The organism is Desulfobotulus mexicanus, assembly GCF_006175995.1.
GTDB classification, from domain to species: domain Bacteria; phylum Desulfobacterota; class Desulfobacteria; order Desulfobacterales; family ASO4-4; genus Desulfobotulus; species Desulfobotulus mexicanus.
Genome location: NZ_VDMB01000006.1, coordinates 84,389 through 109,549 on the forward strand (window position 1 = coordinate 84,389; position 25,161 = coordinate 109,549).

General features: G+C 46.9%; 23 protein-coding genes. 8 read left to right on the plus strand and 15 right to left on the minus strand.

What is annotated here, in order from left to right:
- Positions 1-57: 57 nt before the first annotated feature.
- Positions 58-627: an HD domain-containing protein gene (locus FIM25_RS06685; RefSeq protein ID WP_139447578.1), complete on the minus strand. Its 570-nt coding sequence runs from the start codon at positions 625-627 to the stop codon at positions 58-60.
- Between the two features lie 315 nt (positions 628-942).
- Between FIM25_RS06685 and FIM25_RS06690 the strand changes: the two genes are divergently transcribed.
- Together FIM25_RS06690 and FIM25_RS06695 are read left to right on the plus strand one after the other, a co-directional pair.
- Entirely contained in the window at positions 943-1,998 is a 1,056-nt protein-coding gene (locus FIM25_RS06690) for a LysM peptidoglycan-binding domain-containing protein (protein ID WP_139447580.1), read from the plus strand.
- Positions 1,999-2,065: 67 nt separating this feature from the next.
- On the plus strand, positions 2,066-2,641 hold the full coding sequence (locus tag FIM25_RS06695; protein ID WP_139447693.1) for a GspH/FimT family pseudopilin: 576 nt from the start codon (positions 2,066-2,068) through the stop codon (positions 2,639-2,641).
- A 94-nt stretch (positions 2,642-2,735) separates the two neighbouring features.
- On the opposite strand, the gene FIM25_RS17670 is transcribed toward FIM25_RS06695, so the two are convergent.
- The 13 genes from FIM25_RS17670 to FIM25_RS06760 all read right to left on the minus strand — a co-directional run bounded on the left by FIM25_RS17670 (position 2,736) and on the right by FIM25_RS06760 (position 19,160).
- On the minus strand, positions 2,736-3,146 hold the full coding sequence (locus FIM25_RS17670; protein ID WP_139447582.1) for a type IV pilin protein: 411 nt from the start codon (positions 3,144-3,146) through the stop codon (positions 2,736-2,738).
- A gap of 75 nt (positions 3,147-3,221) precedes the next feature.
- A complete protein-coding gene (locus FIM25_RS06705; RefSeq protein WP_179953214.1) occupies positions 3,222-6,833 on the minus strand; it encodes a pilus assembly protein in 3,612 nt (1,203 codons plus the stop codon).
- Positions 6,834-6,913: 80 nt separating this feature from the next.
- Positions 6,914-7,216, minus strand: a complete 303-nt coding sequence (locus FIM25_RS06710; protein ID WP_139447586.1) for a hypothetical protein — start codon at positions 7,214-7,216, stop codon at positions 6,914-6,916.
- A gap of 37 nt (positions 7,217-7,253) precedes the next feature.
- On the minus strand, positions 7,254-7,745 hold the full coding sequence (locus FIM25_RS06715) for a pilus assembly PilX family protein (RefSeq protein WP_179953215.1): 492 nt from the start codon (positions 7,743-7,745) through the stop codon (positions 7,254-7,256).
- A 15-nt stretch (positions 7,746-7,760) separates the two neighbouring features.
- Positions 7,761-8,936 carry a PilW family protein gene (locus tag FIM25_RS06720; protein ID WP_139447590.1) on the minus strand — a complete coding sequence of 392 codons (1,176 nt, stop codon included), beginning with the start codon at positions 8,934-8,936 and terminating at the stop codon, positions 7,761-7,763.
- A gap of 80 nt (positions 8,937-9,016) precedes the next feature.
- Positions 9,017-9,523 (minus strand): type IV pilus modification protein PilV, encoded by a 507-nt coding sequence (gene pilV / locus FIM25_RS06725; RefSeq protein WP_218961319.1) that lies wholly within the window; start codon positions 9,521-9,523, stop codon positions 9,017-9,019.
- Positions 9,524-9,925: 402 nt separating this feature from the next.
- Positions 9,926-14,674, minus strand: coding sequence for a PilC/PilY family type IV pilus protein (locus FIM25_RS06730; RefSeq protein ID WP_139447592.1), 4,749 nt, complete (start codon positions 14,672-14,674; stop codon positions 9,926-9,928).
- Between the two features lie 86 nt (positions 14,675-14,760).
- Complete coding sequence (locus tag FIM25_RS06735; RefSeq protein WP_139447594.1) at positions 14,761-15,375, minus strand: hypothetical protein; 615 nt, start codon at positions 15,373-15,375, stop codon at positions 14,761-14,763.
- A 148-nt stretch (positions 15,376-15,523) separates the two neighbouring features.
- On the minus strand, positions 15,524-15,949 hold the full coding sequence (locus FIM25_RS06740) for a type IV pilus modification PilV family protein (protein ID WP_179953216.1): 426 nt from the start codon (positions 15,947-15,949) through the stop codon (positions 15,524-15,526).
- Positions 15,946-16,548 (minus strand): PulJ/GspJ family protein, encoded by a 603-nt coding sequence (locus FIM25_RS06745; RefSeq protein ID WP_139447598.1) that lies wholly within the window; start codon positions 16,546-16,548, stop codon positions 15,946-15,948. Before FIM25_RS06745 ends, FIM25_RS06740 begins: the two co-directional genes overlap by 4 nt.
- 8 nt (positions 16,549-16,556) lie before the next feature.
- Positions 16,557-17,024: a GspH/FimT family pseudopilin gene (locus FIM25_RS06750; protein WP_139447600.1), complete on the minus strand. Its 468-nt coding sequence runs from the start codon at positions 17,022-17,024 to the stop codon at positions 16,557-16,559.
- A 617-nt stretch (positions 17,025-17,641) separates the two neighbouring features.
- On the minus strand, positions 17,642-18,859 hold the full coding sequence (gene trpB, locus FIM25_RS06755) for a tryptophan synthase subunit beta (RefSeq protein WP_139447602.1): 1,218 nt from the start codon (positions 18,857-18,859) through the stop codon (positions 17,642-17,644).
- 4 nt (positions 18,860-18,863) lie between these two features.
- The gene (locus FIM25_RS06760) at positions 18,864-19,160 is read right to left on the minus strand and encodes a Trp family transcriptional regulator (RefSeq protein ID WP_139447604.1); all 297 of its coding nucleotides are present in this window, start codon (positions 19,158-19,160) and stop codon (positions 18,864-18,866) included.
- A gap of 635 nt (positions 19,161-19,795) precedes the next feature.
- Between FIM25_RS06760 and FIM25_RS06765 the strand changes: the two genes are divergently transcribed.
- Positions 19,796-21,346: a HEAT repeat domain-containing protein gene (locus FIM25_RS06765; protein ID WP_139447606.1), complete on the plus strand. Its 1,551-nt coding sequence runs from the start codon at positions 19,796-19,798 to the stop codon at positions 21,344-21,346.
- On the plus strand, positions 21,343-22,014 hold the full coding sequence (locus FIM25_RS06770) for a CPBP family intramembrane glutamic endopeptidase (protein ID WP_139447608.1): 672 nt from the start codon (positions 21,343-21,345) through the stop codon (positions 22,012-22,014). Before FIM25_RS06765 ends, FIM25_RS06770 begins: the two co-directional genes overlap by 4 nt.
- Here the strand turns inward: FIM25_RS06770 and FIM25_RS06775 are convergent.
- Complete coding sequence (locus FIM25_RS06775; RefSeq protein WP_179953217.1) at positions 22,001-22,279, minus strand: hypothetical protein; 279 nt, start codon at positions 22,277-22,279, stop codon at positions 22,001-22,003. The two genes, FIM25_RS06770 and FIM25_RS06775, sit on opposite strands and share 14 nt — an antisense overlap.
- Before the next feature lie 692 nt (positions 22,280-22,971).
- Between FIM25_RS06775 and FIM25_RS06780 the strand changes: the two genes are divergently transcribed.
- From FIM25_RS06780 to FIM25_RS06795, 4 genes are all read left to right on the plus strand, one after another.
- Positions 22,972-23,433, plus strand: a complete 462-nt coding sequence (locus FIM25_RS06780; RefSeq protein WP_139447612.1) for a chemotaxis protein CheX — start codon at positions 22,972-22,974, stop codon at positions 23,431-23,433.
- A 129-nt stretch (positions 23,434-23,562) separates the two neighbouring features.
- A complete protein-coding gene (locus FIM25_RS06785) occupies positions 23,563-23,832 on the plus strand; it encodes a glutaredoxin family protein (protein WP_139447614.1) in 270 nt (89 codons plus the stop codon).
- The gene (locus FIM25_RS06790; RefSeq protein WP_179953218.1) at positions 23,825-24,724 is read left to right on the plus strand and encodes an alpha/beta fold hydrolase; all 900 of its coding nucleotides are present in this window, start codon (positions 23,825-23,827) and stop codon (positions 24,722-24,724) included. Before FIM25_RS06785 ends, FIM25_RS06790 begins: the two co-directional genes overlap by 8 nt.
- Positions 24,725-24,814: 90 nt before the next feature.
- A complete protein-coding gene (locus FIM25_RS06795) occupies positions 24,815-25,147 on the plus strand; it encodes an inorganic pyrophosphatase Ppa (protein WP_139447619.1) in 333 nt (110 codons plus the stop codon).
- Positions 25,148-25,161 lie beyond the last annotated feature (14 nt).

A 25,161-nucleotide genomic window follows, 5' to 3' on the forward strand; every position in this document is an offset into this window, starting at 1 on the left:
AATAATGTCAGTGAAGCCACAAGGGAACTTACAACAGATCCAAAATAAGGCTGCAATTCACTCGGAAACCTTAGAAGGCTCCACATATTTTTCCAGCCACCAGGCATCCCAGTCCGTACCCATCAAACTTTTGGCAAGGCTTATGCCCGTTTCCGTGAGAATTCTTTTTTCCACAACCCCCATCCACTTGGCAGGTCCCCTCCGACCTGTATCCGCAAGGGCTTTGAGATCCACCAGAAAAGCCAGCTGGTCCGCATCCCTTGCCAGCCGGGCCTCAAGGCTTTCACCCTTTGCAAATTCCTCAAGGAGATTTTCCATTTCCTCACCAAAGGGAAGCCCCCGCACCAGATCCTTCACCGCTTTTTTTTCATCGGCACGGACATAATTTTTCTGAACATAATTCAGATCCCCCATGCGTGCTTCGGGCAGATCATGCAAAATACACATGGCCATGAGCTTTCCCTTATCCGCCTCCGGTGTCATCTGGCCCATCACATAGGCAATGAGACTTATCATAAAGGAGTGCTCCGCCACACTTTCACTGCCTGAACCAAGAAAATGATAGCCTGAGCGGGGCAGGCGTTTCAGCATAAGGGCCTCAAAAAAAAGATGCACTATCCTTTGCATTGTCTTTACTCTTTCTTTTCCACCTACAGTTTCTGATATATGATAATAAAGGTGAGCATTGTACAGTCTCAAGCTTAGCGTTTCCAGTTCAACCTTGACAAAACTTCTATAATACCATTAAAAATAATAACTTCTTTTCTATTACAAGGCTGCCATTAAAACCATATTTTTTTATCCTGAACATCTTCCGCTGCCTTTTCATGCAGAATACCAAAAACCCGATAACCTGCAGGACCGGAATTTGCATTAAAAAATAAGGTCAGTCATTAATACTTCTTGCCTTAAACCTTATCACCCTTACAGGAAAGTATAATCATGATTAAGAGACTTTGCCTTTATTTAATCCTCACCTCTTTTCTGATATGCCAGCCTGCCTTATCAACAGAAGAGCATAAGCCGCTTCCGGATGGCATTTTAAAACTAGATGACGGTTATTACTACATCGTGCAGAAAGGCGACACCCTCTGGGATATTTCCGCCAGATTTTTCAATACGGCCTGGTACTGGCCGGGACTCTGGGCAGAAAACGACGTGCAGATCACAAGCCACAATCCCCACTGGATTTATCCCGGTCAAAAGCTTCATCTGGCCCTGAGGGAAACTCCGGTTCCCGTACAAAAACCGGCCCCCCTGCCCGTGGTGGAAAAAACAAGCCCGCCACCTCCGGCACCTGAACCCGAACCGCCCTCCTATCATTTTGCCTCCATACACAGGGTTGGTTTTGTAAAACCTGAGCCAGCTGAAGCATCGGGGAAAATTATTTCCGCCACGGAAAGCCGGGAGATGATCAGTGCCAGCGACAGAATCTATATCCAGCCAGCCCCGGACAGAACCCTGCCCATAGCAGGCCGCTACATTGTTTACGGAAAGCCGGAAAGAATCAGGGAGCCCGGCGGAAGGTGGCGGCAGTACGCCGGATACCTTCACCACATTTCCGGTATCATTGAAATTACAGAGTACAGAAATGAGCTGACCATCGGCAATGTCATTTCCGCCTTCCGGCCCATCGAAGAAGGAGACATGCTTTTACCTATGCCCCAGCGCAAAGCTTCCATCCCCATGCAGCCCCACACAGAAGGCCTTGAAGGAAAAATCATTGCGGGTTATCTGGGTCAGGTCATGTTTGGCCAGGGAGACATCCTGTATATCAACCGGGGAGAAAAGGACGGTGTTCGTGCGGGTCAGACCTACCACCTGATTGAGGAAAAGGAAATCAGCCCCACAGGCTCCCGCCGGGACAGACGCATTGACCGCATTCCTTTTGGTGCCATCTTTATTCTGGACACAAGGGAAGGGGCTTCTGCGGCCTTTGTGATTGATTCAAGGAAGGATGCAAAGATTGGTACACTGGTGGCAAGTCCGGACCGCTGAAAAAAACTTATTTTACAAGAATACAATGTTTTAGCTAAGGGCAGAAAGCTGCCAGAAAGGTAGCGAAATGTATAACAATAAAGGTTTCACACTGATTGAAGTAATTATTATCATGGCATTAATAGCCATCATAGCAGCCATTGCCACGCCCACGTTCCGGGAAGTAAGGGAAAACAACCAGAAAAAAACCACCGCTTTCACCCTGGGAACAGCCTTGAGCTATGCCAGAAATGAGGCAGTTACACGGGGAGTAAATGTTACCGTGTGCAGATCTGACAATCCCAATGCCGCCGATGATGAAACCACACCCGTTCCTGCATGCAGCACAGCAACAACCGCGGGATGGGAAACGGGCTACATTGTTTTTGTGGACGACAATGACAGCGGAACACTTGGAACAAGGGATGCTGACGAAGAGCTGCTCAGGGTATTTCCCCCCGCAAGGGGTGGAATTGTCATACCGGGGGATGGCAATGCTGTAAACAGAATCATCTATAATCCAACGGGTTTTAGCCGCAATGCCGCTGGAACAATTACGGTGGGATCAGACTCCGGAAGCGGTGTTGAAACATCCAAAACATACTATGAAGTTGACATTACGGCCAATGGTCGTTTTTCCACCAAAGGGCCCAAAAAAGATTAAAGCCAAACTAAATCAGACAAAGAAAGCAAAAGACCGGATTGGGCAAAACCCAGCCCGGTCTTTTAATTTTTCCTTTCCCACAAACCAAAGGCAATCACCAACAGACATCCGTTGTATCGCTACTATCTTTATTCTTTGCTGTTCTCTGCCCTAAATGATTGACCACCATTGTATGGCAAAGGGGATCATTTCTCTGGGAAGTGGCTGTCAGGGTAAAGCCCGTTGCCGTTCCCGCATAAACAATTTCGTAGCGGCCCTCGGCTGAAGGAAATGTATTATCACCTTCATTGGAACCAAAGGCATTGACATAGGTGTTGTTTCTAACAAAAAAACGTTCTGCCTGCTGGGCAGCCTCCATCAGGCTGGTTCTGGCATCGGAGCGGCCAGCACGCAGTACATGGTTGTTGTACTGGGGCAAGGCAATGGCCGAAAGAATACCGATGATGGCGATAACGATCATCAGCTCTATCAGGGTAAAGCCCTTTTCTTTCTGACATTCTTCCATAGAGGACTCCATTTTTTCAAATCAGGCCTTTCCTCAGGCAAAAAGATTACTGAGAAAAGGCCTTTACATGAAACATCACTGAATCTGCCGCCATGACCGCCTGTGGGGAGCATCCGCATCACTGCCAGCCCCTGTGACCTTGCCCATCTCTCCGCTGGAGCCTCCCAGAAATCTGAACTCCAGACCATCAAGCCCGGTAATTACCGCAGGGGTGCTGGTGATGCCGATACCGATGTCAATACCTGCAGCAGACACCCATTCACCATCAACAAGTACCATGTCATCTCCATCAACCTTACCATCACCATCAATATCAAAGACAGGATTATCCGTCCTGCCGCAGGTCAGGGCATCCAGCTCCATCAACCAGCTTGAACCACCGGGTTCGCAGGGATCATCAGATGGAATAAGAGTTGAAAAAATTACACGACCATGGCGGAGAAGGGGAGCTGATACCACACGTTCTCCACGCCCTCCAACATTTGTATCTGGAGATTCCAGATCAAGATAACAACCATAATAACTACCTTCTCCTGCAACATGATTGCTTACAACCCGCAATGGATCAGAAGAATCCTCTTCATTTTTTTTTGTTTTAAGAAGACCTTCATGACTGATCTCCTGCTTAAGAAGCTTGATATCATCACGCTTATTAGAAACTGGTACAGGCTCCCCTTTATCTATGATAGAATAAAAAGATTGTACTGGCGGAGAGCTGACTACAGAATTATCCCCAACTTCAAAATACTTTCCTGTGCCAAAAAGTATCTGCAAATGTCCTTCTTCATGACTTTTTCTAATTTCAACGGGTGCTGTAATGGGCTGAGCATTACCGCTATCATCCTTTGCCCTAAACAAAGGAAGCCGGCTATTAGGTTGTCCATAGGCTATTTTCCACTGGTTTCCACCTGTAGCTGTAAGATCAAACTTCCATAAATTTCCCTGAAGGTCTCCAGCATAGGCATATTTCATTATGCGGTCATCCCCAGCCAGCAGGGTCACGGGAGAAAGGCCATTGGCGCTGCTGTTGTCACCAGGGAGTTCCAGCTTTCCAATAATATCATTATTACGTTCCATCAATTTTCCTGTTTCAAGATCAACGATGAGAAGAGATGCCTTATTGTTTTTAGAATGGTAACCATTACCAAGAATTACGGCCCACTTACCATTTTTCATCTTTCCGATTACAGGCTGCCCCATGACATATCCCAGATCATCGTGCTGAAATTCCCAGAGGACTTTGCTTTCATCAAAATCATCAGGATCTGTGATATCCAGAGCAAAAATACCTTTACCACCGGCACCCAGGGTACCAACGAGGATGGTTTTCCAATCATCATCAATGTAGGCATCACCCACAACAGGAGGCCCATCCACATAATACTGATGCTGATATTCTGGTTGTGTAAGTTTCGCCAGATCACCAAAAACAAGATTGGGAACATAGGCAAAAAGTTCCTCACCTGTCATGGCATCAAAGGCATGGAGCATACCATCGTTGGCTCCCACATACAAAACCTGTTTCCGGTTCCTGTTGTCATTCCTAAAGGCCGTATAACCAGTCATTTTATCGTAACCAAAATTCAAACTACCCACCACAAGGGGATCGGAATTCACAATATCCCCCAGCACCCAGGGCTGGTTGTAACCATCAATGCGATTCCTTAAAGCTCCATCATTGCGCTCTTCCTTGCTGTGATCTCCCCGAAGCCAGTTCAGAACATCCTCGCTGCCCAAGGCAGTCTGCTGAGTTGAGGAAATATTATTATTCCAGAGAAACTCCACACCACTACCAGTGGTTTCATTCCAAGTAAAAATGTTCCGCTCGTTATGAACAGGGATTTTGCCAGTATCAGAGGTACTCCATGCAGGCTTGTTCTCATTGTTTTCCTGCTCAAGGGAACCATCCCGCTTCACACGGTAGGCAATGATATCCCCGTTCCAGTAATTTGAATCAAAACGGGCCTGATACACATAGGTATTGCCTATGGTCCGGGTGGAGTTGGTGGCGATGGATGCGGCGGTGCCCATGCCACGATTTACTATATCATCAAGAATACCACTGAGCTCCTCAGAAAAAACCTGTGGATTGGTGGTACTGAAAAAACCACCACGACTATTGACCGCAGCATGGAGCAAATCATCAATTTTTGCCTGATTAACATCTGTAACTTCAGGATCAGGATCAGGATCAGGGTTAGAATCAGGATCAGGATCAGGCCAAGCTATTGCTTCATCTGCACGGGCTTTTGCCCATACATCATCGGGATTCATACTACCTGTAACACCCAGCCCCACACCAAAGGTAACCATGTGCTGCCATGTGGCAGGATTATCAATTTCTCTACCTTGACTAGGGGGCACATTGTTATCTAAGGTTTTATGTAAATCATTTTTCCAATAATACATGGCAACATCGGCAAGGGTATTGCTATAATTATCACTGAAAGGAGGCCCCATGTCAGAATCCACATTGCCTAAAGACGGTGCCCACCCATTCCAGTAACCATCCGTCATGAGAATTGTATAACTGGTGCGACAGGAAATCTGATCCTGGCCATCATCTTTACCGGGGGTGCCACCCCAGGGGCCTTTATTGCATGTCTCGGAAAAATAAGTACCCGCATCCATCAATGCCCGACGCAAAGGTGTGCCTGCTGCCGGAATATTATCCCCGTATAAATGCTCAAAAAATTTTTCCCTGTCAGAACCAGAAAAAGGTCTTATGCCTCTCTTGATGGTACCAATAGAAAAATCATCTACAGTAGTTACTGCTTTATCTGGGCCCTTGAGGTGAGGATTGTTTCCGCTATAACCATGATTAATAGCCCCATAGCCAACCCGCATTCTCTCACCTTGCTGAGCAAAACCAGCACCAATGGCTGCGCGGGAAGCAAGTATCCTTGATCGGTAATAGGAGTACCAGTTGGCAAAGTTCTGGATTTCCTCGGCATAGCTACATTTTGCATTGGCTCTGTCTGCACAGTCCGTTCGCTTTTCACGGCCATGCCCCGTATATGTTGTCTGGGTATCCCTGATCTCCACCTTATGATAATGATCAAAATTCCAGGCATCCCATGCAACGCCCTCCCCAAGTTCTTCTTGGGTTTTAGGCCAAAAATATACGGCAGGCCAGAATGTTTCTCTATGGACCCATATATGCCAAAAGAATCCTATATTTGTTTGCTCACCCAAGTAGCAAGTTGCTGAATCATGACATTTTATCCAGCCATGGCTTACATCTTCCGTTGTTTCTTGTGTTAAATTTCTGGTGCCTCTATTTTTGTGAAAAGGGTTGTTCCATGCGGCATCCACAGGCGCATCAGCAAAACTATCACCTTCGGAATCAACACCATACCAGGGTTTATAAGTTATGGAAGGATTATAATACACAGTGTTATTGGCTGGAGACCTGTAAAAGGAATTGTAAGGGTTATCGCTAAATGTTGGCACATACCCATCATAATAACTACCACCATACACACCACTATCTCTGGGATAGGCATATCTTGCCCTAAACCTTTGCCATGGGTTTTCAGGTTCATCTGGCATAATTTCAAAATGCATGGAACCGGAATCATCAATAATAAATAAAATATTGGGGTCTACACTGGCACTGATAAACAAAGGTACCTGGGCAACCTCTGCCTCCGACTCCTGAGCAGCAGCACTACCCGCCGAAAGCATAAAAAACGCCATCGGCAGACATACACAAAATATCTTAATTTTTTTCTTTAAATTGTCCATACCCTCCTCCCCATATTATACTACTGCGGTTCCACAAACCAGATCAGTTTTGTTATTTGCTCATCATGAATACTGCTGTTTTTCTCCAGTTCAAAAAGCACAATGGTCCCTTCTTGCAAATCCCATACAGTCAGGGTTTCATAAGGCTGCCTGTACCCCTTATAAATACGAATATTATTTGCAAGCCGGTATTTTTTACCATCAATAGTTGCCGTATATGCATGGGGATCAATACTATTCAGATTACCATGATTAAGCTCAGCCCATGCAAATGTTGCAAAAAGAAAAATAACAAAAAAACATATCATTATTTTTATACGCATAGATCATTACTCCTTTTTCATAATCTTTGGGGAAAAATCAAAACTGAAAGGTTGTCTGCAGCATCACCACAGCCCGCCCGCTCTCAGCCCGGCTGGTAATGCGGTACATGGCCGCATCAAAGATTTCCGGAGCAAAGGCCATGGAATCACTGCTTGTGCTTCCAGTACTGATTTCAGTTATAAACTCAATGACATACCTTGCTCCGCTGTCTGCTTCAGCCGAATCTTCGTCACCCACCCACCACGCCGCAGGCGGAGCGAGGGTAGCATGACCTGCGATATAAACACCTTCGGTACCAAAATCTGGCAGGAGACCGCTTAAAAAAATATCCTCCGCCTCCCTTAGGCCCGCCTCGGCCATCTGAAAGGCAATATCCCTTTGTTCCATATTACCTGCCATACGCTCCTGCAGAGTGGAAGACTGCATGGCTGATATGCCAATGAGGGTGAGAACAACCAGAAGAACCAGGGCTGTAATGAGAATCATGCCTTCTTCATTTTCTGTGACAGACTGAATCTGTTTTTTCATAGGATTCATCCTTGGCTATCGGATACGGTTACGCAGACCAACGGTTCCGGAAAAAACCATACGCATACGCCTGTCCCCCGGAGCAGTAAAATCCGTAGTACCATCTCCGGAAACATCGTACTCAGCGGTATCAACAGGCGCTGTAGGGTCACGGCTTTCCGGGGTGCGGAGAAGAAGGCCGATGCGGACACTGAGTACATTCTCCCAATTATTTACCGTTGAACTAATTTCTATTTCATCGGCATCCGCATATCGATTAACCATGCCATCACCCGTTGTATCCTCACCGTATCTCACCTGAAAGTTTTCAACTCCAGAAATAATTGCCTGAGCCTGAGTACTTCCTGGTCTGGATTGCGTAAAAAGGGTGGGTTCGCTAGTTACAGGGTCTTCACCTACATAATAAATAGCTGTGTGATATAAAAAAACCTCTGCGGGAAGACCATTATCAACGATATTTCTAAGGGCTGAAAATTTATCTTTGTCATTTCTAGGTTGATTCCCTCCACTATTATAAACAATTGTACCAGCATTATCATTGTGGCGGTGAATTTTTAAAACCGCCGCTGCACTGCAATCACTTATGAAAATAATTGAATCATTTTCCAACTGAAAACCTAAATTGTCTGAGGTTAAATGAAATGTTGGAGAACCTTTACTGCTGTCATCCGGATCAGGATCACTAGCACTGTTACCACTGGAATGTGGCTTAATTTCCATACTTGGCAAATCTGAACGCACGCCTCTGATGACTAAAATGTCACTACCATGCAAAGGCTCCGGATTTAACCCCATACCGTTCAATCCAGAAGTTGTTGGATCTATATCGCTGTTAGCATTATCCTTCCATTTATTATTATCGGCTTCTAATCCATAAATCGCACTACCTGTAAAGTTTACAGTAAAATTATCTGGATTCTGCAAAACATTTACTACAGAGTTTACATCCTGCAGACAGCCAAGATAACCTGCTCCCCGTATTTCTGTACGCAGAAAGTTCATGGCCATGCGACCGTCTTCCTGCAGTCTTGCCAGCTCTTCATTCAGGGAGTAGGATCGGGTGGTACCCACAAAAACCTGATAGATGCCCGTACCAAGAACAAGGGAAAGGGCAAGCACGATAAGAAGCTCCACAAGGGTAATGCCCTCATTGGACCCATACATTCTCTCTACACGCCTTAAATATTTCATTTTTTTATTCCTATATTTTAGAGCAATCTTTCTTCAGCCTAGGAACAAATGCCACAAAAAATAGGCTGGCAAAATCCACATTATGGTCGTGTAGAGATACTTATCTGCCTACTGATACTCCCATCAACGACTGTCCAATACTCATCATCCGACTCTCCATCCTCACCCCTCACAGACTCCCGCCACTGCACCACAACGGTGACAACACCCGTTGCGGCATCCACTGCAACGGAACCGTCTCCACCGGGCAGGCTCAGGGCCAGACCCCGCCGCCATTCCGTCAAATCAGTTCCTGCCATCCCACCAACCGCAGGAGTCGCCCCAATGGCAATCACATAGTCTCCAAGATTGTTTCTGTTCGCCCGGATCCTGTCTAAAATATCCTCTGCCTGCTGCACTGCTCTGGAGCGCAAAAGGGCGTTATGGTTATCCTTTAAGGCCATATTCTGCAAAACAGCAAGACCCAGAAGACCAATGGACAAAATCACAAGAACCAGCAGAACCTCCATCAGGGTAAAACCCGATGAAGATTGAGGAGCAGGCTCCTCCATCTGTCTTGTTTTCTTTTGGTATATTTCCAAAGCCATGAAAGCTCCCTCTTATTTCCAAATAATTAAATCAAGCCAATATGCCTGCCAAAATCCGCCGCATCTTTCTTGATTTTTATACTACAATACACAAAACACCGTTTACAAGAACCAAAAACAAAAGCTGCTGAAAAGCCCTGAAAAAAGAGTAGCAAGGATTACACCACCGCATAAGAAAAATGAAAATCCGCCCATGGCAAGGCTTTCATCCTTCCCTCTTTTCATAGCCTTTCTAAAAAAAACAAAAACCCCGACATTAATTGTCTTTTTCGGACAAATAACGTCAGGGTTGAGTTTGCCATTGGCACAACAGCCCCCATTCAAACAAGTTATGGGCAAGGATCAGCCCAAAGGGAGGTGGGGACAAAGCTTATTACTATTTCAGGTAATCACCTGAACCGGCTACCGAAGCCGCCAGTAGAAAAGCCCGTCTCCTTCTTTAATAACTGTTTTGGCTTCGGGTAATTCATTATCGGATGTGGGATAAACAATCACATCCACATCTTCACCGGATACCACTGCCGGAGTAAACATCATCCCCTCCACACGGGTTCTGGATACAACATAAGCCTCATCTCCTGCCACCAGCCCGTCATTATGCTCCCACTCACCTTCTTTGTTTTTTCTTGCCCCTTCAAGTTTTCCATCTCCATCCACATCAAAAACAACCTTTACGGCACGACCACTGCAACTTTGAAGAGCATTGAGCCATGAATATCCTCCGGAGTCACAGGAAGAAACACTGCCTTCCGGCACAAAGGAGCTGGCAAACACATGGGAGCCATGAATCACAGCATCCTGCACCATACGCTCTCCCATGTCGGGCAAATCAAAAAACCAGCCCACGGGACTGTTTTCTTTCAACTCCAGAGGCACAATTAATTTATCATTACTATCCTTTTTAAAAGCATAGCTTTGCTTATGATCCGTATGGGATTCCGCAAAAACATTATTTCCAGGCCCAGTCGCACCATGAATTTCCCCATCCCGATGGGAGTGGGAGCTGACACGAACCCGCTGCTCCACCAAATGGAAGGTGCTTCCATCCAGCCCAAACAATATAACCCCGTCCTCATTTTTTACATCCGATCTCTTCAATTCACCCAACCAGCCACTTGCTCTATTTGAGGCACTTCCTCGATTCAAGCCATGATCCCAGACTCCATAAAGGGTCTGCTGGTCAAAATCCGAAATATCCGACTCATGCAGATACTTCCCCGTTCCCCAGACCACCATATATCCGACACCTGAACAGTGGCGTGCTATGCCCGGTTTTGTTGTTACAGGCTGCGCATGGGTGAGATTGCTTCCATCCCCACTCCAGGAACCTCCCCTGCCGGTAAAAAGGGGTTTTGATTCTGTCCCGCTTTTAAAATATACGTCCCAAAGATCTTTTCTGCCTGAAGATATATCAAACTTCCACAAATTTCCCTTTAAGTCTCCGGCATAAACCCAGTCCGCAGTTCCATTGTTATCCATATCCACAACAGCAGGTGTGGAAAGACCATTGCCACCGCTGGCACCGGTTTTTATTTTTCGAATTTTTTCACCGGTGAGGGCATTGACAATGATCAACACGGCCTCGCCTGATGTGGCATTATACCCATTACCAAAAATGGCAATCCAGGGATGATCTGTAAGATTGGACTTCACAATGGCGGCGGAACTGAAGGAATAGCCCATGTCATTATCGGGCCTGTCCTCCTTTGCCGGAAACTCCCAGGGAGAGAGCTTATCCACAAGGTCATTCTCTGTACTGCCCCTTTTTACTTCCCAACTCCCCTTTGAATCACGAAGTGTCAGGCCATAATAGCCCTTGCCCCCCTTACGAAGTCCTCCCACAAGAACATCCTTCAAACCTCCATCATCCACAAGGGTTCGTATGCTGATGGGGCCATCCACAAAATATCTGTGATTATCCATATAATCGGGCCGCATCAGCTCCCATAAATTTGAATGCACAAAGGAAGGAATATAGCCAAATACCTCATCCCCGGTACTGGCATCAAAGGCATGGAGCATGCCGCCATTGGAGCCGGCATAGACAAGCCCCCTGTGATAAACCGGCGCAGAATGCACAAAATCACCCGTCATGTAATGTTCTTCCTGTGCACCTTCATGCCCTGCTTTCCGTTGACGGAAACCTGCCTTATCTTCTCCCCGCACATAGGAAACAATATCTGCCGCCGTTGGCGCAGGAGACAAATGCATATCCGATACAAGGTCATTTTTTAGGTCATCGGGCAAAGTTCGTGGCCAAAATGAAAAAGAAGCACTGCCTGAACGGGTAATCAGGCTTCTCCTGTCTGTTCCCATCTTATTAAGCTGTGCCGCAGCACTCCATTTTTTATCCCCTATCTGGACCCTAGCATTAACCATCCGGAGACTTCTTGCACTCAGATCTCCCAGCCAGTTTTTAGGATAGTATTCTGTCTGATAGATATTCGTCCCTTCCCTGAGTCGATAACCGTTCACAGCAAGGGATGCACCGGTGGCCTGTGTGCGCTTAATGATGTCTTCAATAATTTCCCGCAGGGCAAAAATCATGGTGGCAGGCGTTGCAGCATTCAGATACAACCCCTTTCCCTGAACTGTGGCATGGAAGAGATCGTCCATCTTTTCTTTATCACCCCAGGAAGCTTCAGAACCAGACGGCCAGTTGGGGGGCGTATCGGATTCCCAGTGACGGTAGCTGTCCGGATCAATATTCCCTGCATTGCCGAAAGCCATGGCGTAGGTCACCATGTGCTGCTTTCTGTTGTCATCATACATATTGACAGGAACAAGATCCGAAAGGTCTGGCCCGAGATCCGTTTCATAGAAATACTTTGCTATTTCACCAAGATTTTTACCATAGACAGGGGAATCCGTAGCGGTCCAGAGTCCGTCCGTTGTCATAATCACAAAAGCCTGCTGACACCCCCCTCCCTTTTCTTCACTTTCATAGGCTCTGGGACAGTTGGGAGTACTGAGATCCCTGTCTGAAGGATTTTTATCCGCATGATAATAAAGCCCGATGGTCTCCAGACCTGAACGAAGGGGCTTGTTCAGGCTCATTTCCACCTTAATCTTATACAGCAGGTTTAGCAGGGTTTCCGTATTATCCTCTTTACTGGAATCCACATCTCTACGCACAAGCCTGATGGCATCAGCACTGGTGGGCCTGGTAGCTAACCAAGACCCTCTTTTAACTTCCACAACCACTTCCTTATCATCATGGACATTGTCCACAGTGATGGTGGTGAGAAGGTTCCAGCGATTGGGAGGCCCGATGTTATCACCATCTCTACGAGATATTTTGCGGGAGCCGTTCTGGTTTACGACTCTTTTACTTCCCCAGCTTATCGTACCCTCTTTCTGAGACCGGACACCAACCCTGTACTCTGCCCTGTTATCCCGGATGCCCGGAATAATACTCAAAAAATCATACTGGCTCCAGCGCACATACACATCATACTGGGCAGGGACAGGTACATCCGCATGCCACCTTGCAGTGGCATCACCAATCGTGCTTGTATAGCGGGAATTTGAGTTATAATCCACGGCCGCATTGGAATCCGTCCATAGCCTGCCAGATTCCTCATATTGACCGGCACCATCCCTGTCATCCACAATAATGGTGGAAGCATCGCCTTTATTATTCACCCTCAAAAGATGCTGGGTCACATCTTTATGGATTGTATGATAACCGATATTCACATTATTCAGATCGTGGATGCTGTTGGAGATTGCAGCCTTGGTAGCCAAAAGCTTGGTACGGTAATATTGAAACCAGTTAGTGAAATTCTGCAGATCCGACTCGGGCGTTATATAATTGGCATTTTCGCCATCATCCGTAGCCCCCTCATCGGTATAGCCGAGATCATAAAGCCTGCGCAAACCATCAGGCAATGCAGATGGCTCCATGGCTTTCAAAGATCCCGTCTCAAGCCGCCTGTCACGAACTCTTGCCCCTCCGGGAAGTTCATAAATCTGGCGGTACAGCTCTTCTCCTCCACCAAAATCACCCCATGCAAAATTAACAAGAAAGAGCCTTTCCCCTTCATCTACACGGGTGTTTCCGTTTACATCATCAAAAACAACATAATGGGCGTTAGAAATGGAAATACGGCTGTCTTGATTCTTCTTTTTGACCTCAACATGATCGGCCACAATCCATGAGTTGCCACCGGGATGGGAGAGTTCCACATAAAGATCAGGCCCATGGGAAGAGATTTCAGGAATAGTTACGGTAAATTTCTTTGACCGCCGATTCTGCTCTACCGCAATGCCTTCAACAGGATCTTCACCCTGCCCGACCTCTTTGTTCTTCAAACTATTTTTTGCATGATCCAGTATCCTTACCCTGACATTGCCCTTGGATACATAGCTACCATCCACACGGGGAAACCTTGGCCAAAAAACCTTAATCTCATATTCACCGGTTTCTCTTAACTCAAAAGGGTAGATTATTTTTGCACTTGTATCGTTGGAGGCATGATAGGCACCGTTAAAGATCAGATTTGTAAAACCATCCCTGTCATCATACAGACCAGAACGACTCCAGGTACCAGATCTATCCGCCATATCATCATCAAGCTTCATATCATTGCCAATACTTCGGATTCTGATATATTCTTCCTTCATGGAAACGCTTGCTGATCCGATTGGATTTAATTTAGGATTTAACAGATCCGCATCCTTTAAATCCGGATATTCCTTTGTGGCAATCCATGGAAAATAATTGGCAAAGGGATTGTAGTACAGACGATTATATCCGTTACAGCGGGTTTCCCAATACCGTTTTGATTCATAAGCTCGCTTTCTCAGGTATCTTTTCCGGGAACTTTCCAACACATCATGCAAAGAATCAATATCCTCATCCACATTAAAAGTATCATTACCAAAAAGATAAGCGTAGCCCCATACATTGAAAGGATCTGAGTCCCGATAAAAAAGACCACGCCGTCTTGTACCTTCCATCAGAATCTCAAAATTCATAGTCTGAGAATTGTCTATGAGAAACATAATATTGGCAGGCGGCGGTTTGATAATATTCAAGATGGGCTGATCACTGATCTCCACAGCCCGGGCGGACCAGAAAATTCCGGATAAAATGAAAAGGGCAAAAACAGTGCAGGCCTTTTTCCACATCGTCTGTTTTACAGCCATAGGACTTCTCCCGATAAACAATTCAAATTTTATCAAAAATTACCTGCCATAAGGAGGCAGATTCCGAATTAAAATCAAAAGTTTTTCTACTGCTTTCTGCGAAGGCCGGTTTCCAGAAAACGGACATTACCTCTGCCATCGTCATATTCAGAAAAAACAATATATTCATGGAGAACTGCGCCACCAATATCCTGAGAACCCACTCCGGAGGGCCCAAGATCCACCACCAGCACCCTGCCGCTGCCATCACCAAGAAAGGGCAGGGAGACAGAATCATCTGAAAAAAAAACTTCACCTGAATTTTTTTCAGGCCACTTGGCAACAAAGGAATTAAACTCTTTATCCGTAAGAGCATTAAAGCTTTTACCCGTGCCCAACTCCGCCAGATTGGCTGCCTCCGCCTCGGTCTGCAACCAGAGTTCACGCTGAGGACTCCCCCGAAGCAGATAATCGGGATCTTTGTCCCAGATATCCTGACTGAGATACAGCCCCAGCCCCTCAACCCGGTGAAGCAGGATGCGGGACATTCTGTCATTGCCGGAAACCTGAATATCCCTTGTGGCAAAATACAATAGTGCAAAGCCGGACAGGGTCATGAGGGTGAGGGTCAGAAGTGTGGTCACAAGGGCCATACCCGAAGATGAAAACAACATGGAAGAAACCTTAAAATCCTGTCCTGTCTTCTGATTTTTTTTCTGCATATCTTTAAAAATCCTTTTTCCAGGCATAGGGAGCCTGACGGATTGCCGAGTATTACATAAAATTTCAGTCACCCTGTAGGCACAACCATGAAAAACAAAAAGACTACCCCCAAGGGTGTTCCCCTGACCTCTGAGTCGAAACATCCTGCTAAAGCATCTGCGTTTTTAAAAAATCAAAGGGTATAACCCGCCGCTGCCCCTGATCTTCCCATTGGATTTCCATTTTCACAGAAGCCATGCCATCTTTCGGGGTATCCTCAATGATATTCCAGAAAATCCTGTATCCCCTGACACCAGGGATGTCCGTGACCTTATCCCAGCCACTATCTTCCTCAGCCTTGTCTCCTAAATCCAGCAGTGCCGCCATAGGTATGTTCTGAAAAAGCTCAAGCTGCTGGGAGGCCAGCGCCCCTGCCTCGGTCATGGATGCGGATCTGGCAGCGGTGCGAATACTTTGAATCTGCATGGAAAAAATAGCCAGGCCCACAATCCCCATAATGGCCATGGCGATGAGGATTTCCACAAGGGTAAAGCCCGCAGGACTGGCTAGGGTATGATTCTCAAGTGTTTTCATGATCCTATCCCAAGATTTCTGCATTTTACGGTGGTAACAAGATCCACGCTACCCGGCCTGCCTTTACGATCTTCATAGCTTGCACCAAGTTCAATGCGCACGGCACGGATGCGCGGATAATCAGCCTCCTGAGGTGAGGGGATTACATTCTGGTGGCGATCCAGATACACAAATTTCAGGGTGGCATTTTCAAGAATCTTATCGACATTGCCATTATCGTCTAAGGCATTACGGTCCTTACGCCGGAGCCAACCGTCCGACTCCATGTAATAGTCAAGACGCTTCCAATTATTCTCAAGACCCTGACGATAAAAAAAAGTAAATTTATCAGCCTCCGCCTTAAGCACCGGATGACGGGGAAGGGGTATAAAAGATGGATTCAAGCCCGCCATGCGGAATTCATCCTCCATCCACATCAACACTGTTCTGACCTTCTGCTGGGTGTCAATTTTTGCTTTCTGCCTTACATACATATCCATATGATGAATGAACTGTGCCATCAGTACAGCTCCCAGGATAGCCATCACCCCCATGGCAACCACAAGCTCCAGCAGGGTAAAACCCTTAGACTCAGAGGAATATTTCTTTATTTTAAGCATTGCACTTTCTACCCCGCATCCACACGGATATTGGCAGGGCTCGATACAACAATTTTCCTTGTTCCTCCGGCCCCTTCAAAGGCCAGAGTACCCCAACTGTTGGTCATACCCCTACGGTTAAAAACAAATTCCTTTTTGTTGCTGCCTGCCTCATTGATACGGATTGCGCTACAAAGCTTAAAGGTTCTCAACACAGAATCCTTATTATCCCCCAAAAAAACCTTCGCAGTATCCCCCTCAATCAAAAGACCCACATCCCTTCCCTGCCGGACGGCCTCGGATTTTGTAAAAAGAAAAATGGAATACAGCTCAAGGGATGCGGACTGAAACTTATACCTCTGCACCTGTTCCTGAAACCTTGGTATTCCGATGCCACATAAAATAGCAAATATAGCCAGAGCAATCATCAATTCTATAAGGGTAAGCCCCTGCTGATTTCCCAAAGACACTTTTTCAACATCCGAAAATCCTGACATTATTTCCCTCCTCGCATGGGGCCATTCAAAGCAGCCACACAAAACATTGATTTTAAAGGAATAAAAGAAGGATACCAGATTCGCAAACAATTGGCGCAGCACACTCTTGATTAACCGCGATAGTCAACCGATTGCGACAAACACAAAGCATGACACAAACCATGTGCATTGCAAAAAAACAAAATTGCAAAAGCCGTAAGGAGAATCTCTATTTAAAGATATTATAAAACAATCATTCAGAAACACTGCACAATAAAACTGAAAAAACATGGAAAATCATTGATAACCTTATAAAGAAGCGGAATAGAAAAATCAAGAAAAATATGCGATGACCAGCGGTCAAAAAAACATTGTGCGCAAACAAACTAATATATCAGCGAAGAACAGGCCCGCAGGCTCCGACAAAACACCGTTTATACAGATTTTCAAAAAAGGCCTGACAGGCAGAACAAACTTCAGATCACGAATAAATGAAAGGGGAATGAGAGGGGAATGAGAGGGGGGATAAATAATTCAAAACCATGCATAAAAACAAAACGCCCTGCCGTAAATAGATCACGGCGGGGCGTTGATTTTTTAATCACTGTATTTCAGCATTCCGGCCATAACACCGGCAATCAGATTCCATAATCCTTGCCATAGGTATCCACAACAAAGTCTATATCCTTATCGCCCCTTCCAGAAAGGTTGACAAGAATGCTCTGATCTGACCCCAGCTCCTTTGCCCGGTTCATGGCAAAGGCCATGGCATGGGCGCTTTCCAGGGCCGGAATGATGCCTTCGGTTCTTGAAAGGGTGAAAAAAGCATCTATGCTTTCTTTATCATCGGCTGTAACATACTGCACACGGCCCAGATCCTTTAGGAGGCTGTGCTGGGGGCCCACCCCAGGATAATCCAGTCCCGATGCCACGGAATAAACCGGAAGGGGCATCCCTTCTCCATCCTGCAAAAGGTAAGACTTGAATCCATGCAGTACACCAGGCTTACCCAGAGTGAGGGTGGCGGCATGCTCTCCTTCCTTCATGCTGCGCCCGGAAGGCTCCACCCCGTACATGGCAACGGCATCATCTTCCAGAAAAGCCGTAAAAAGCCCAATAGCATTGGACCCACCACCCACACAGGCCACCAGATTGTCCGGAAGTTTTCCTGTCATTTCCTGAAACTGCTCCCTGGCTTCCATACCCACCACCTGCTGAAAGTCCCTCACCATCATGGGAAAGGGGTGGGGTCCAACCACAGAGCCAATGGCATAAAGCTGGGTAACCGGATCTTCCAGATAGGCTTCAAAGGCCGCATCCACGGCATCTTTTAAAGTTCTTGTGCCCCGGCTTACGGGAATCAGGTTGGCACCCAGAATTTTCATGCGCACCACATTGGGATATTCCTTGGCAATATCCACCTCACCCATATAAATATCGCACTCAAGGCCCACCAGAACCGCTGCCGTTGCCAGTGCCACGCCATGCTGGCCGGCCCCGGTTTCTGCAATGATCTTTTTCTTGCCCATCTTTTTGGCCAGAAGGGCCTCACCCAGACAGTGGTTAATCTTGTGGGCACCCGTATGGTTGAGATCTTCCCTTTTCAGATAAATCTGTGCCCCACCCAGTTTATTTGAAAGGTTTCTGGCATGAAAAATCGGGCTGGGCCGCCCCACAAAATGCTTATACAGGTAGGCCAGCTCTCTGTGGAACTCCGGATCTTCCCGGATTTCCTTATATGCTGCGGTAATATCGTCCATAATGGTTTGCAGGACTTCAGGAATAAATGAACCACCATATTCTCCGAAATAGCCTTTGTCATCGGGCAGCGCATAGCCCTTAAGTGTTGACGTCATTTTCTCACCCTTCAAGGAAAAAGCCCGGTCTGGATGCCAGGCGGTCAAAAATTTTTGCACAGGTACAGTCATCCGATTTCAGAATACGGGAACCCCGTGTAATCTTGCAGAGACTGATGCCATGGCGTTCCGCAATACGACGCTGGGGCTCTCCTGCATAAAGCTCCTTAAGGAGCTGCCAGCGCAGGCAGATATCTGCAATCTCTCTTGGGGTAAGAATTTCCTTGAGGAAACCTTCCATCTCCGCAGTATCCCGAATCTCTGTCATTATTTCCAGCAGCTCCCGCCACGCCTTTTCCATAATACCTCCCTGATATGGTGGCCAGCGGCGGCCAGTGTTTCTCCGCAAAGAAACACCATTATGGCGATTCTGTCAATGGGCATTCCGGGCAGAGGGCAGGTGCAAACCCTTTCATCCCATGGGGCTGTGTGGTTAGAGTAACACAAGGACAGACAAGGGACGGAACAGGAACGAACAAGGACAAACAAGGGCAGGGACAGAATAGGGACGGGCAAGGGACAGGCAAGGGGCAAACCGAAAAACAGTGACGAACCAGGACAAGAACCAGATCATTTTATGACAGAATAGTACATGGGTATCGCATTTCAAAGCATTCTGGGTTATTCTGGAGATAGCAAAAGACTTATGCTGATACATACAAAAAAAGGAGTGTCCCCATGGGAACGGAAGAAAAAAAAGAATCGGCCAGAAGATTCAATCCTTTTATACCGGAATCTTCCCGTAAAAAACCCGGCTGAACCTCTCCCCTTACCTTCGAGACGGGGACCGATCTCTCAGAAATTCTGGATATTTTTTCCGGTGAGCAGGAAGAAGAAAACTAAAAACAAACAACCCTGACAACAGTCCGGCCCAAAGCTGTCACAAGACTTTAACAGCAGGGAATCCGGACTGCCAAACAGATACGGATTTAATCCATGTACCGATTTGTGCCTGTTCCTGCCATTATCTTTCCCGGACTTATTGCCTCTGCCATTCTGGGCTTCCTTCAGATTCATCGCTGCATGGATCCCATACTTAAAAATGCTCTTCTTCTGCAGGAAAAGGGTATTCTCACCCTGCCCCACGGTCCTGCCATAGAGAGTCTTTCCGGAGCAGACGCAAGCCTTTACGCAGCCCTTCTTTTTGTTTTTTCCTTAGGAGCCGGACTGACAATGGCAAGCTTTGCCCTTGCCTTTGCAAGCCGCAATCTTGTTTCCGATCACCGCTACATTCTTTTTCCATCCTTATGGTTGTGGGCAGGGCTGCTTTTCTTTGTGAACCAGCACGGCCCGGTTCTTTTTCCCAGCCTCTGGGTACTTATCATCCCGGCCATCACATGGAAAAGCACACTGAAACACATGCCGGAATCCAGCATCCGCGAGCCTTTTTTCCATAAGACCATGCACCTCGTTCCCCTTATTATCCTGACCCTTGCAGCCATGCCCATGCTGAGTAAGGGCATGTTTCTAGATATACGTGACAGCCTGCTTTTTTCCACACGTGCAGGCCTTGCCATCAGCGATGCCTATTACCGACACACCCTGCCTGCCGCAGAGGTCATAAAACCCATTGCCGCAAGACAGCTGAAACTCTATCAGACGGACCTTGTTTTTTCCGAAGAAATCATAGACAGCCTTAAAGGCCAGGGCTGGCACCCCGCAAGCCCCGGAACACGGCCCCATATCCGGATAGGTGAACAGAAAAACTTTCTTACAGTCAGCGGCAGCGAAATAACAAAAACCAGACTTTTCTGGCCGGACTTTGAATCAGCTCCCGGACACAGCCTCGATAAAGCCACCCTGTCAGGCGACCGCCTCAAAGGTTTCCGCGGCCTTATCCTCTATTGTCTGATTCCGGGATTTCCTCTGCTTCTCTACATCTTTTTATTCTCAACCCTGCGGCGTATCCTGGCCTGGATTTTTGACCGGCCAGCGGCATCTTTACTGGCCTCCGGCATCTGCCTTACGGCAGGACTTCTCATGCTTGTTCCCATACATTATCTAGGAAAAACCGAACGGGGCCCCCAGAACACTGAAACCCTGAACAGCTACCTTGTTTCAGAAAAAAAAAGCCAGAGGCTCCATGCCATGCGCTCGGCGGCCAAGGGGAAAAATCTTATTATAAGCAAAGATATTCTTGATGCCTACCTCAGCCATGGCAGTCCTGCGGAACGATACTGGACAACAGCTTATCTGGGAGCAAGACCCTCGGAAACAAACTGGCCCTTTCTGCTGCAGGCCCTGAAAGATCCCCAGATCAACGTGGTCTGTAAAGCTGTGGAGGCCCTGTCCCTTGCCGGCCCTGTACTGAACAGAAACAAGGAAGCTCAGCAGGCCATACTGGAAACCCTGCAAACCAGCAGCCACCCCTACATCCAGTGGTATGCTTTCATGGCACTTAAAAGACTGGGACCTCTGCCAGATAAAATCAAGGCAGGAAAAGTACCCCTGTCCTTCGGCCACGCCTTAAAGGATTATAGAGCATGACCGAAAACCGCCGGACACAGCTTGATGCCATAACCCTGATGCTGGCGCTAATACTGCTGCTCATTCTTGAATATACAGCTGGATTTCTGCCCGCTGACTGGCCAGGTCTTTTAAAAATATCCCTGCTGCGGCTTGTTCAGTGTAGCGTACTGCTGGGCCTTCTCTATTTTAGAAAACACCCCCCTTTAAGCGCAGGTCTTAGCCTGAAAAATCTTGAAAAAGGCATAAAAACCGGCATTCTGGGCTGCTTTTTTATGGGAGTGGCAGCCCTTTCTGCCGGCCTTGCACTTCATTTTTACGGCATAAATCCCCTGCCCCTAATCCATGTTCATCTGCCGGACAGCACCACAAATCTCATCCTTTTTTTCATTGCAGGTGGTCTGATTGCGCCTGTAGCGGAAGAGCTTTTTTTCCGGGGCTTTATTTTCAGCTACTTAAAAAAATATGGGTTTATCCCGGCCCTTCTCATCAGCACATCAGCCTTTGCCATACTGCACTCTCCACCCCAACCCACCCAGTGGATAGGCGGGCTGGTTTTTGGACTGGCCTACGGGCTTTCCGGCAGCCTTGCGGCCCCTGTTATAATCCACGCCTGCGGCAATCTGGTCCTTTTTTCCCTGTCATGGATGACAGCCCAGCCTTTTTTCCATGCCCTCATTTATCCATGATACCGCCAAGAACCATCAGAAATACTCCCATAACAATCAGAAGAACATACAAAGGCGCAAGGATAACCGCATCCGCTGCTGTCTGAAGCACTTCCCATGGCAGCCTCTCCACCCAGGTAAGATTTTCTGCGGGGATCATTTTTTCAAGGGTAAGATTCGCAGCTGTAAAATCCATTTCCATGAATCCGGCAATGGCCTTGAACACGAGCAGAAAAAGCCCAGCAACAATAAGCACGCCACCCATAAAAGTCTTTTTAAACATCATCTTCCTCCTCCCATGCCCATGGGACATGGCAAATAAATTCACAGATAAAAGAACACAGATCCTGCAACCCGGATTTTTAAAAAATTAACCCGTACATAAATCTGACGGCCTGTCCGGCCCGGTCATTACTTTCCTGAGCTTTCACACATAGCAAGTATCGTGCCTTTTAAAAAAAAGCACTTTTACAGTTTTTCATACATACTTTTTTTATACCACAAGCTCCATGCACTGAACACACAAAGCATCATAAAAAATAAAACTGCCAACGGACATCTCCCCGCAAAAAGATCTGTGTATAAGCCTTAGGGATAAGAACCTGCCCCCAGACCATGAAGCCACCATTTTATTCATCTGTCAGCCCGTTTTCCATGGCTGCTGGAAAGATTCATGCAAAAATTCACCCGCAGCATTACATAAAAGACCTTTGCCGGTAATGAAATCCCGTTGCATGACAGCCTTCCATCTGCTACCTTTTAAAACATTTCAGGTATCATTGCCGGATATGAATTCCGGCCTGGCAGCAACAGTACTGCAATATTACTTTTTTCAGCAGACCGTCCAGGATGTGACCTGACTACTGCAAAAAAACCTTGAGGACTCAGTTTCGCTTCTGACCCGTACAAAAAAATCTGAAGTCATCACAGGTCAGAACCAACGGACATGATTGACCTTCCCGCCCTGCAGAGGTTTATATGAAAGCTGAACATATCAATCCCTTTATCAACGCTACCATTGGTGTCATTTCCACCATGGCCTTTATCAAACCAGCCCCAGGTAAACCCTTTTTGAAAAAGGACAACAAAGCCATAGGAGATGTCAGCGCCATTGTGGGTATGACCGGGCCTTCCCATGCAACCTTCTCCATAAGCTTTCAGAAACAGGCCATACTGGCCATTGTCTCCGGCATGTTCGGAGAAACCATTGAAAGCCTCAACGACGAAGTTGCCGAAGCAGCAGGAGAGCTGGCCAATATGATCTCAGGCCAGGCCAGAAAAGAACTTGAAACTGTAGGTGTTATTTATGATGGTGCCATTCCAACGGTTGCCTCCGGTGAAAACCATGAGCTGAAACACATAACAGACGGCCCTAAAATAGCTGTTCCTTTCAGCGTTGCGGACAGCACCTTCACCCTGGAGCTCAGCTTCGAATCCTGAAAAAAGGATTAAACCGAAAGCTCTTATCTTTCATGCACTCCAGCACAAAAAGACAGTCCGCAGGCCAGTGAGTCCGCTTTACTCAACAGAAAAAAATTCTGCTACGGTATAATTACCAAGGAGCCCCCAATGCTTTACGTTTACAGCGCCACATGGTGTCCCCACTGCCAGAAAGCCATTACCTGGCTGAAAAACCAGAAAGTACCCTTTGAAGTAATTGATATTGAAAAGACAGATGAAGAAACCGTTAAAAAGGTTGTTGCCGCAAACGGTGGCGAGGACTGGGTGGTTCCCACCCTGGAGTTCAATGGTCAGTGGCGTGAGGGCAAGGTTTTTGAAGCTGCATCCTTCCGGGAGGATCTCATCCGCATGGGAGTGGAGATTCCAGGGAATGCATGAAAATACCTTAAACTTCCAAAGCAGGTGGATTGACTCCCGGCAAGGAAAACTGCATACCCTCCAGAGCAAAAACCATCAGAAAGAGCCTTTGTTTTTTGTCCACGGCAACAGCCTCTGTGCGGCAGCCTGCCTGCCTCTTCTGGAAAAACTGTATCAGGCAGGCCACCCTGTTCTGGCCTCAGACATCCGTGGCCACGGACTTTCCACAGGGGAAAGCTCCCTGCCCCTTAAAAACTGGGATATTTTCATCAATGACATTGCCCTGATCCTCAAAGAAACCCAAAGCAGGCCCGTCACCGCCATAGGCCATTCCATGGGCGGCTATTTCCTCTATGCCGCAGCAGCCCGCTTTCCGGAGCTTTTCTCACGGATTATTCTTCTGGACCCTGTCATTTTTCCACCCGGCCACATTTTTCTTTTCCGTCTCACCCAGTCCCTGAAACTGAAAAACTGGTTTTCCCTACCCCGGAAAACCCGAAAAAAAAGAAATTTTTTCCCGGACAGAAAAAGTGCTGAGAACCACTACAGGGGCAAAGGGATGTTCCGCTTCTGGACAGAGGAAAGCCTTCAGGGATTTCTGGATCAGGGCCTCAGACCTTTGGAAGAAGGAGGCCTTGCGCTTTCCTGCCAACCTGAACTGGAAGCCCGCTTCTATGAAAGTGTTCCAACGGATACCTGGAAACATGCTCCAGCCATTAACTGCCCGGTTCATATCATCAGGGCCAGAACATCCCACCTTTTTGCCCCGGAGGCGGCGGCAAGGCTGAAAAAAAAGATCCCCTGCTGTGAGATCCAGACAATAGAAAAAAACGGTCATTTTTTTCCACTGGAAGATCCAGAAGCTACCGCAGACATCATTTTGCAAAGATGCTTAAAACCTTCTTCCCATTAAAAGAGAATGGGACTATAATTACTAAGCTCAATGAATTTTGTTTTGTCTTCATGATCTTTTTAACCATCCCCCATCAGGAGGTGAGTTCCCATGAATACCATGCATTTTCTGGAAACCATCCCTAAACTTGAAATTACCGCTTTCAAGGATACAGACCGCATCCGCCTTTTAAAAAAAAGCCACATGCCCTTTTGCGGCACCCCCAGAAAACATCCCTTTGATACAGAAAAAATTTACCTTCTTTCAGACCCTGAGGGCTGCGACCCCTGCTATTATGAGTTCCACATAAAAGATATTTCCTTTGTGGAAGAGCTTGCTAAAATCGTTGATATTGAAGGCAGAACCGTTTCCCGAATCCGCCTCTGGATACGGCGGGGAAGCATAGCCACACGCTGCTCCCCCTTTCTTGTGGAGGGCTTCTGAGCAACTTTATAAAA